This window comes from Dietzia sp. DQ11-71 (assembly GCF_014144995.1).
GTDB classification, from domain to species: Bacteria; Actinomycetota; Actinomycetes; order Mycobacteriales; family Mycobacteriaceae; genus Dietzia; species Dietzia kunjamensis.
Genome location: NZ_JAALDT010000445.1, coordinates 1 through 8,680, shown reverse-complemented (window position 1 = coordinate 8,680; position 8,680 = coordinate 1). Strand labels below are relative to the sequence as shown.

General features: G+C 69.7%; 8 protein-coding genes. 6 read left to right on the top strand and 2 right to left on the bottom strand.

Translation table 11 applies throughout. The features are described 5' to 3' along the window. On the bottom strand, positions 1–505 hold a 505-nt coding region (locus G6023_RS14235), incomplete at its 3' end, for a GAF domain-containing protein (protein WP_347570777.1). Between the two features lie 150 nt (positions 506–655). Here G6023_RS14235 and G6023_RS14230 point away from each other — a divergent pair. After that, positions 656–2,446 (top strand): AMP-dependent synthetase/ligase, encoded by a 1,791-nt coding sequence (locus G6023_RS14230; protein ID WP_182636123.1) that lies wholly within the window; start codon positions 656–658, stop codon positions 2,444–2,446. A gap of 61 nt (positions 2,447–2,507) precedes the next feature. On the opposite strand, the gene G6023_RS14225 is transcribed toward G6023_RS14230, so the two are convergent. Further along, positions 2,508–4,316: an AMP-dependent synthetase/ligase gene (locus G6023_RS14225; protein WP_182636121.1), complete on the bottom strand. Its 1,809-nt coding sequence runs from the start codon at positions 4,314–4,316 to the stop codon at positions 2,508–2,510. Positions 4,317–4,489: 173 nt separating this feature from the next. On the opposite strand from G6023_RS14225, the gene cysK reads away from it, so the two are divergent. From cysK to G6023_RS14200, 5 genes are all read left to right on the top strand, one after another. Then, on the top strand, positions 4,490–5,425 hold the full coding sequence (gene cysK, locus G6023_RS14220; RefSeq protein ID WP_007629536.1) for a cysteine synthase A: 936 nt from the start codon (positions 4,490–4,492) through the stop codon (positions 5,423–5,425). Beyond that, positions 5,425–6,033, top strand: coding sequence for a serine O-acetyltransferase EpsC (epsC, locus tag G6023_RS14215; protein ID WP_067714980.1), 609 nt, complete (start codon positions 5,425–5,427; stop codon positions 6,031–6,033). The genes cysK and epsC overlap by 1 nt, the downstream gene beginning before the upstream one ends. A gap of 92 nt (positions 6,034–6,125) precedes the next feature. Beyond that, a complete protein-coding gene (locus tag G6023_RS14210) occupies positions 6,126–7,448 on the top strand; it encodes a glycosyltransferase 87 family protein (protein ID WP_182636119.1) in 1,323 nt (440 codons plus the stop codon). Beyond that, a complete protein-coding gene (gene fdhD / locus G6023_RS14205) occupies positions 7,396–8,217 on the top strand; it encodes a formate dehydrogenase accessory sulfurtransferase FdhD (RefSeq protein WP_182636117.1) in 822 nt (273 codons plus the stop codon). The genes G6023_RS14210 and fdhD overlap by 53 nt, the downstream gene beginning before the upstream one ends. Before the next feature lie 110 nt (positions 8,218–8,327). Further along, positions 8,328–8,588: a rhodanese-like domain-containing protein gene (locus G6023_RS14200; protein ID WP_182636125.1), complete on the top strand. Its 261-nt coding sequence runs from the start codon at positions 8,328–8,330 to the stop codon at positions 8,586–8,588. Positions 8,589–8,680: the final 92 nt, after the last annotated feature.

Below are 8,680 nucleotides of genomic sequence, written 5' to 3'. Positions count from 1 at the left end.
AGGTGGCGCTGCTCGGGCCGGTGACGTCGATGAGCCCGATCAGTTCACCCGTGGCGGGGTCGTGGACCGGTGCCGCCGCACAACTCCATTCGTGGGCCATCTCAAGATAGTGCTCGGATCCGCGGACCCGCACCTCGGTGTCGTGCCTCAGCGCGAGCCCCGGCGCGTTGGCCCCGACCGCCTCGTCCGTCCAGACCGCGCCGGGGATGAACGCCATGGACTCCGCGCGGGACCTGACCCCGCGGTCACCGATCACCCGCAGCAGTCGTCCCCGCTCGTCCGCGACAGCGACGATGTGCCCGCTGGAGACCACCCCCGGGACGAGGACGGACTCGACCACCGGGAGGACCGACGCCATCCGGTGCTGCGCCACGTGGCGGGAGAGGTCCGGACCCTCCAGTTCGACCGACGGCGCGACCACCGTGGGGTCGATCCCCCGGTGCCTGCTGCGCTCCCACGACTCGGCCACCAGCAGGCTCGCCGCGGGTCCCGTACCCCCGAACATGACGCTAGTGTAACCCATATCACAGTAACGAGGATCACGAACCTGACGCGCCCCTCATAAACGGATCTAAGTAGACCGTGCTGAACACGGATGGCGAGCAACCCTCTACACTTGACAGTGATACAGACCACACATGACCGAAGGATCGCGATGACGACCGAGTTCGCCACCCCTCCCGCCTCGAAGCCCTTCCCCGTCCCGAACCTGGCCAGACTGGTGTTCGAGAACGCGGAGGAGGCCCCGAACGACGTCGCCGTGCTGCGCCGCGTCGGAAGCGACTGGAAAGAGGTCACCTGCGCCCAGTACCTGGAGGAGGTCAAGGGCGTGGCCAAGGGCCTCATCGCCCGCGGCGTCAAGCCGGGGGACCGCCTCGCGATCATGAGCCACACCCGCTACGAGTGGTCGCTGATCGCCTGGGCGGCCTGGTCCGTCGGCGCGGTGACGGTGCCGATCTACGAGACCTCGTCGTCGGCCCAGTGCAACTGGATCCTCACGGACTCCGGGGCGACCGTCGCGGTGGTCGAGGACCTCGACCTGCGTGGGGTGCTCGCCGCGGAGACCGAGTGGCAGGGCGACATCCTCGTCATCGAGAACGATCTCGTCGCCCAGCTCACCGAGGCCGGCGCGGCCGTCTCCGACGAGGAGCTCGAGCAGGCCTCGCTGGCGATGGGCCACGAGGACCCGTGTGCGATCATCTACACCTCCGGCACGACCGGCACTCCCAAGGGCTGCGAGATCCTGCACGGCGGGTTCGGCGGCGTCGTGGTGGCCGTGGAGGAGCAGCTCCAGGACGCGTTCGTGCCCAACAGCCGCACCCTGATCTTCCTGCCGCTGGCCCACGTCCTGGCCCGCATCCTGGAGGTGGCGTGCTTCTACAAGCGCGTGGCCGTGGCGCACGAGCCGGACACCACCAAGGTCATCGAGCGCCTCGGCGAGATCCACCCCACCTTCCTGGTGTCGGTGCCGCGCGTGCTGGAGAAGGTCTACAACTCCGCCGCGGCAAAGGCAGAGAACGCCGGTGGCGCGAAGGCCAAGATCTTCAAGGCCGCCGTCCAGACGGCCATCGACTACTCCAAGGCCCTCGAGAACGGCGGCCGGCCGTCGGCCGCGCTGAAGGTCAAGCAGAAGCTCTACTCGAAGCTCGTCTACTCGAAGCTGCACGACGCACTGGGCGGCGAATGCGACCGCATCATCTCGGGCGGTGGGCCGCTGGGCGCCCGCCTGGGCCACTTCTTCCGCGGCGCCGGGTTCGACCTGCTCGAGGGCTACGGCCTGACCGAGTCCTCGGGCGTCCTCACCGTCAACCCGACCAACCGGGCCAAGATCGGCACCGTCGGCACGCCGATCCCGGGTGTGACCATCCAGATCGCCGATGACGGCGAGGTCCTGGCGAAGGCCAAGACCCTGTTCAAGGGCTACTGGCAGAATCCGCAGGCCAACGAGGACTCCTGGACCGGCGAGTGGTACCACACCGGTGACATCGGCGAGCTGGACTCCGACGGCTACCTGTCCATCACGGGCCGCAAGAAGGACCTTATCGTCACTGCCGGCGGCAAGAACGTCTCGCCCTCGCAGCTCGAGGACCTGCTCACCTCCGACCCGCTGATCAGCCAGGCCGTCGTGGTGGGCGACAACCGCAGCTACATCGCGGCGCTCGTCACGATCGACCCGGAGACGTTCCCCGCGTGGCGGGACAGGCACGGCAAGACCGGCGAGGTGGAGGACCTGCTCCGGGACGGCGACCTGGTGGGCGCGATCCAGGACGCCGTGGACCGGGCCAACAAGTCGGTCTCCCGCGCGGAGTCCATCCGCAAGTTCAAGATCCTCGCGGCCGAGTTCACGGTGGAGAGCGGCGAGCTCACCCCGACGCTCAAGCTCAAGCGCAACATCGTGCACGACCGCTTCGGCAGCGAGATCGAGTCGCTGTACACCGACGCCTGATCCACCGATCGTGAGAGCGCCCGGGCCCGGACGGGGTCCGGGCGCTCCCACATCCGCCCGATCAGGCGTACATGCCCTCGATCTGCCCGGCGTAGTGCTCCGCGACCACGTGCCGCTTGACCTTGAGGGTCGCCGTCAACTCGCCCGAGTCCTCAGTGAAGTCGCGGGGCAGTACGACGAACTTCTTGACGCCCTCGGCGTGCGAGACCTGCCGATTGGCATCGTCAACGGCGGCCTGGATCTCGGCGCGCAGCGCGGGGTCGGTGACCAGGTCCTCGGCCGGCCGGCCGCCGTGATTGTTCTCTTCCGCCCAGTCCCGGAGCTCGTCCTCGTCCACCGCGATCAGCGCGGAGACGAACTTACGGGCCTCACCGATGAGGACCGCGTGGCCGACGAGTCGATGCGCCCGGATCGCGTCCTCGATCTGCCCCGGCGAGACGTTCTTACCGCCAGCGGTGACGATGATCTCCTTGGCGCGACCGGTGATCGTCAGGTAGCCGTCCGCGTCGAGCGAGCCGAGGTCACCGGTGGCGAACCAGCCGTCGCGGACGGCCTCGGCGGTCGCCTCCTCGTTGTTCCAGTAGCGGTCGAAGATCAGCTCGCCGGCCAGTTCCACCTCACCACTGTCGGCGATCCGGACGCTCGTCCCGGCCACGGGTCGCCCGACGGTGCCGATGCGCTGGCAACCGGGGCCGTTCACGGTCGCGGCGGCGGTGCTCTCGGTGAGCCCGTAGCCCTCGTAGACGGGCACGCCGGCTCCGCGGAAGAAGTGCGAGATGCGGTCAGGCAGGGCGCCTCCGCCGGAGATGGCGTACTCACAGCGACCGCCGAGCGCCGCGCGGATGGCCCTGTACACGAGCAGGTCGAGAGCCTTGTACCGGGCGGCGTGCAGGAGCGAGGGCCGGCGCGCGTCGTCCAGTCCGTCGTTGCCGCGCAGACGGCTGTCCTCGATGGCGACCGCTTCGGCGCGCTCGAAGATCCGCCTCTGAACCGCGCCCTTGGCGGCGGCCTTCGTGGCGATCCCGTCGCGCACCTTCTCGAAGACGCGGGGGACCCCGAGAATCATGTGCGGCCGGAAATCGGCGAAGCGCGGGAGGATGGTGGAGGTGTCGTCCCAGAAGCCGACGGTCGCGTCACCGAGGTAGACCGTGTAGGTCACGGCGCGGGCGAGCACGTGGGCCAGTGGCAGGAACATCAGGACCTTCTTGCCCTGCTGCGCCATCGACCCGATGGGGTGGTCGAGCAGCGCGTGACACTCCGACAGGAGGTTGCGGTGGGTGATCACGCAACCTTTGGGCCGTCCGGTGGTGCCGGAGGTGTAGATGATCGAGGCGGGGGTGTCGAGCTCGAGAGTGGCCACCGCGGCGTCCAGGGTCTCGGCCTCGACGGACTCGCCGTCGGCCTCGAGGGCCTCGAGCCCGCCGTCGTCGAGGTAGAGGATCCGGGTGCAGGTGTCGGGGACGGTCGTGTCTCCGACGACGACGACGTGGTCATCGTTCTCGGCCACGAGAACCTTCGCCGCGGAGTCGGCGAGAATCCATTCGAGTTGCCCCGCCGAGGATGACGGGTAGATCGGCACGGTGATGGCTCCGGCGGTCCAGACGGCGAGATCGACCAGCACCCATTCGAGGCGGGTTCCGGCCATGAGCGCCACCCTGTCCCCGGGCTCGACGCCGGCCGCGATGAGTCCGGCCGCGATCCTGTCCACGCGCTCGACGAGTTCGGCGTTGGAGACGGATCGCCACCGGCCGTCGACGTGATGGTCGAACGGGACCGCCCGCGGCGCCGTGGCGGCGCGCCCTCGCGCCACCACCGGGATCAGGTCGGAACGTATGAAGTTTCGCTGGGCGGGGACGGTGATCTCGCGCATGCCGGAGGCGGCCTTTCGGGCGACGATGAAAATGGAGCGCAGTCGATTATCGGCCCGACGGGCGCTCGTGGCAATCAGGGGACCATTCCCTGGCCACACCCTCGTGCCATCTCGACCTATCGCGTACACTCGCGAATAGACAGACCTGTTCATTCTTCAGAACGGAACACACCATGGCGCAGATCTACTCCGACATCTCTGAGACCATCGGCAAGACCCCGCTGGTCCGTCTCAACTCCCTGACCGAGGGACTGCAGGCCACCGTCCTGGCCAAGCTCGAGTCCGCCAACCCGGCCGCGAGCGTGAAGGACCGCATCGGCGCGGCGATCATCGACGACGCGGTGGCGTCGGGCGGCCTCAAGCCCGGTGGCACGATCGTCGAGGGCACGTCCGGCAACACCGGTATCGCGCTGTCCATGGTCGCGGCGGCCCGCGGTTTCAAGGCCGTCATCGTCATGCCCGACACCATGTCGGTCGAGCGCCGCGCCGTGATGCGCGCCTACGGTGCCGAGCTCATCCTCACGCCGGGCTCCGAGGGCATGAAGGGTGCGGTGGCCAAGGCCGAGGAGATCGCCGCGACGCGTGAGAACGCCGTCCTGGCGCGCCAGTTCGCCAATCCCGCCAACGTGGACGTCCACCGCCGCACCACCGGCCCCGAGATCTGGGAGGACACGGACGGCGACATCGACGTGTTCGTGGCCGGCATCGGCACCGGCGGCACCATCTCCGGCGCGGGCAACTACCTGCGCTCGCAGAAGTCGGACCTGCACATCGTCGCCGTCGAGCCCAAGGACTCGCCGCTGCTGACCGAGGGCAAGGCCGGACCGCACAAGATCCAGGGCCTGGGCGCCAACTTCGTGCCCGAGATCCTCGACCGCGAGATCTACGACGAGGTCATCGACGTGACCCTCGAGGACTCGCTGGAGATCGCCAAGCGGCTCGGCAAGGAGGAGGGCATCCTCGCGGGCATCTCCTCCGGCGCCAACGTGTGGGCCGCCCTCGAGATCGCCAAGCGCCCCGAGAACGCCGGCAAGACCATCGTCGTCATCGTGTGCGACTACGGTGAGCGCTACGTCTCCACGATGCTGTTCGAGGACTACCGCGACTGATGACGCCGACGTCCGATCGCCCGGTGGGGTTCTGGCGCACGCTGCGCGAGGACCTCGCCGCGGCGCGCGCCCATGACCCCGCCGCCCGGGGCGACGTCGAGAACGCCGTCGTCTACTCCGGCCTCCACGCCATCTGGTTCCACCGGCTCTCGCACCGGCTGTGGAACGCCGGCGGCGCCGGCCGCACCGCCGGACGCGTCCTGTCCCAGTTCTCCCGATTCCTCACGGGGATCGAGATCCACCCCGGCGCCACCATCGGCCGACGGTTCTTCATCGACCACGGGATGGGCGTCGTCATCGGTGAGACCGCGGAGATCGGCGACGACTGCATGCTCTACCACAGCGTCACCCTCGGCGGGGTCTCGCTCAAGCAGACCAAGCGCCATCCCACCCTGGGCGACCGCGTGACCGTGGGCGCCGGCGCGAAGATCCTGGGCCCCGTCGAGATCGGTGACGACTCCTCGGTCGGCGCCAACGCCGTCGTCGTCAAGAGCGCCCCCGCCGACTCGATCGTCGTGGGCATCCCGGGCGAGGCACGGCCTGCCAGGTCCACCAAGGAGGAACTGCGCGACGCGCAGTTCTACATCGATCCGGCCATCTACATCTGAGGCGGATCCCATCGAGAAGACCGTTCCGCACGCATCGCCCGAGTGACGGCGTGCGGAACGGTCTTCTCGTTGACGGACTAGGCTTTCCGGCTGTGCGGACGCTTCCGACTACCTACTGGCTGCGCGCCCCGCTGGCGCTGCTGGCCCTCGCCTCGGTGGTCATGGTGCTGCGGGTACCCGACGAGCGGACCCCGTGGTGGGGCATCACCGGGAACTTCCTCGACGTCAACGTCTACCGCTGGGGCGGCAGCGCCGTCCTGAACTCGATCCCGTTGTACGACGGACTGCTCTCGGGTGACGACTCCGGGCGCTTCTACCCGGAGATGCCGTTCACCTACCCGCCGTTCTCGGCGCTGCTGTTCGCCCCTCTGGACCTGGTGACCCCGCGGCTGATGGAGGCGGCGTGGCTCGCGCTGACCCTCGTCCTGCTCTACCTCGCGGTCCGGATGTGCCTCCGTGCGCTGGACTACCGCCCGGACCGGGTCACCGCCCAGGTCTCGCTGTGTCTCGCGCTCATCGCCCTGTCCACCGAGCCGGTGCGGACCACCGTGTGGTTGGGCCAGATCAACATCCTCCTCCTGGTCCTGGTCCTGGCCGACCACCTCGCCTGGAGGTCGGGCCGCCGGTGGGCGGGGATCGGTTCGGGCCTGGCCGCGGGCATCAAACTCACCCCGGCGTTCTTCTGGGCGCACTGGGTCCTCACCGGACGCTGGCGGATGGCCGTCGTCTCCGGGGCGGCGTTCGGCGGCACCGTCGCCCTCGGCTTCCTACTGATCCCCCGCGACGCCGTGCGGTACTGGTCGGGGACCCTGTTCGAGTCCCAGCGGATCGGGCACGACGCCATGTTGGCCAACCAGTCCCTGCGGGGTGCCATGGCCCGTCTCGCCGGCACGGAGATGGCGCCCACCTGGGCGTGGCTGCTCGGGGCCGCGGTGGTGGCGGCCGTCGGCCTGGGCGTCGCCGCGCTGGCCCATCGCGCCGGGCACCAGCTCCTCGCCCTGACGTTGGCCGGACTGACGATGACCATGGTCTCGCCGTTCTCCTGGGGCCACCACTGGGTGTGGTTCGTCCCGCTACTCGTGCTGACCGTGCACTACGCGATCGGCGCCCGGCGCTGGTATCTCTGGCTGCTGCCGGCGCTGCTCTGGGCGGCCACCGCGAACTGGGTGCAGAGCTTCCCCGACCCGAACTTCCCGGACGACCGCTGGGTGGCGATGGGCCTGTTCATGCTCGGCGGCGACATCCCGCCGGTCATCTACACCGTGATCACCAACGCCTACCCGCTGACCTGGTTGGCCGCGGTGGGGCTCGCCGCCCTCCTGCTCCTACGCACCGGCCCGGACGGCGCTAGGCTGCGCGACTATGGGACGGCGGACGGCTCGTCACCCGGCGCGCAGGATCCTCGCCGCGGGTGACGTCAGGCGAGAGGTGGCGACGCTCGCCGTCGAGGAACCACTCGAGATCAGGGTCGGCGGCCAGCCGTTCGTCGTGACCATGCGGACGCCGGGCGACGACATGGACCTCGCGGCGGGGCACCTGGTCTCCGAGGGGGCCGTCTGGAACCGCGAGCACCTGCCCGAGATCTGCTACTGCACCACCGTCAGCGGACGGACCGAACAGGACTACAACACCCTCACCGTGACCCTGTCACCGGACATCCCGGAGCCCCGCTCCGCGCGGGCGTCCACCATGAGCAGCGCCTGCGGCGTGTGCGGCGTGGACTCGATCGACGAGGTCCGGCGCTCGACCCACTTCCCGGCCGAGCCGGCGGAGCCGCTCATCGATCCCGCGGTCCTGCTGTCCCTGCCCGACCGGCTCCGCGAGCACCAGCGGGTCTTCGACAAGACGGGGGGCGTCCACGCGGCGGGGTTGTTCACTCCCACCGGCGAACTGCTGTGCCTGCGTGAGGACGTGGGACGGCACAACGCCGTGGACAAGGTGGTCGGCTGGGCGTTGCGCGAGGGGCGATTGCCGCTGCGCGGGACCATCCTGCAGGTCTCCGGCCGGGCCTCGTTCGAACTCGTGCAGAAGGCGTCGATGGCGGGGATCCCGCTCCTGTCCGCGGTGAGCGCGCCGTCGTCGCTGGCGGTGGACCTCGCCGCCGAGACCGGCGTGACCCTGGCCGCCTTCAGCCGGGTCGACCGCGCCACCGTCTACACCCACCCCGAGCGCATCCGCGACTGACTCCATCGCACCCCTGGCGGACTCGGTACCCCCTGGGGTATATTCCGGGCATGGTTTCCACGACTGACATAGACACGTTCGCCTCCCACCACCAGTAGGGCGCCCCGCTCATCGACGTCCGCGAATCCCACGAGTACGTCGCGGGCCACGTCCCGGGCGCGCGCCTGATCCCCCTGGGCGATGTCGCCTCCGCCCCGGACATCGCGCCGGAGGGGGCCACCGTCTTCGTGATCTGCGCGTCCGGCAATCGCAGCAAGTCCGCCTGCCGGACGCTGGAGGCCCGGGGCATCCCCGCCGTCAGCGTCGACGGAGGGACCAAGGCCTGGGCCGCGAGCGGACGGCCCGTGGTCACCGGGCCGGACGCCTCCTGACCTCCTGCGACCCGGCCACCGGGTAGCCACTCGTTCCACCGGCCGCGCCGACCGGAGCGGGATCGGCGCCGGGGTCGGGGTCGCCGGACGTG

What these genes read in the sequence shown, in the direction of transcription:
- cysK (WP_007629536.1), top strand. Translation starts at nt 4,490, where the DNA reads ATGGCGCAGATCTACTCCGACATCTCTGAGACCATCGGCAAGACCCCG.
- epsC (WP_067714980.1), top strand. Translation starts at nt 5,425, where the DNA reads ATGACGCCGACGTCCGATCGCCCGGTGGGGTTCTGGCGCACGCTGCGC.
- fdhD (WP_182636117.1), top strand. Translation starts at nt 7,396, where the DNA reads ATGGGACGGCGGACGGCTCGTCACCCGGCGCGCAGGATCCTCGCCGCG.
- G6023_RS14225 (WP_182636121.1), bottom strand. Translation starts at nt 4,316, where the DNA reads ATGCGCGAGATCACCGTCCCCGCCCAGCGAAACTTCATACGTTCCGAC.
- G6023_RS14230 (WP_182636123.1), top strand. Translation starts at nt 656, where the DNA reads ATGACGACCGAGTTCGCCACCCCTCCCGCCTCGAAGCCCTTCCCCGTC.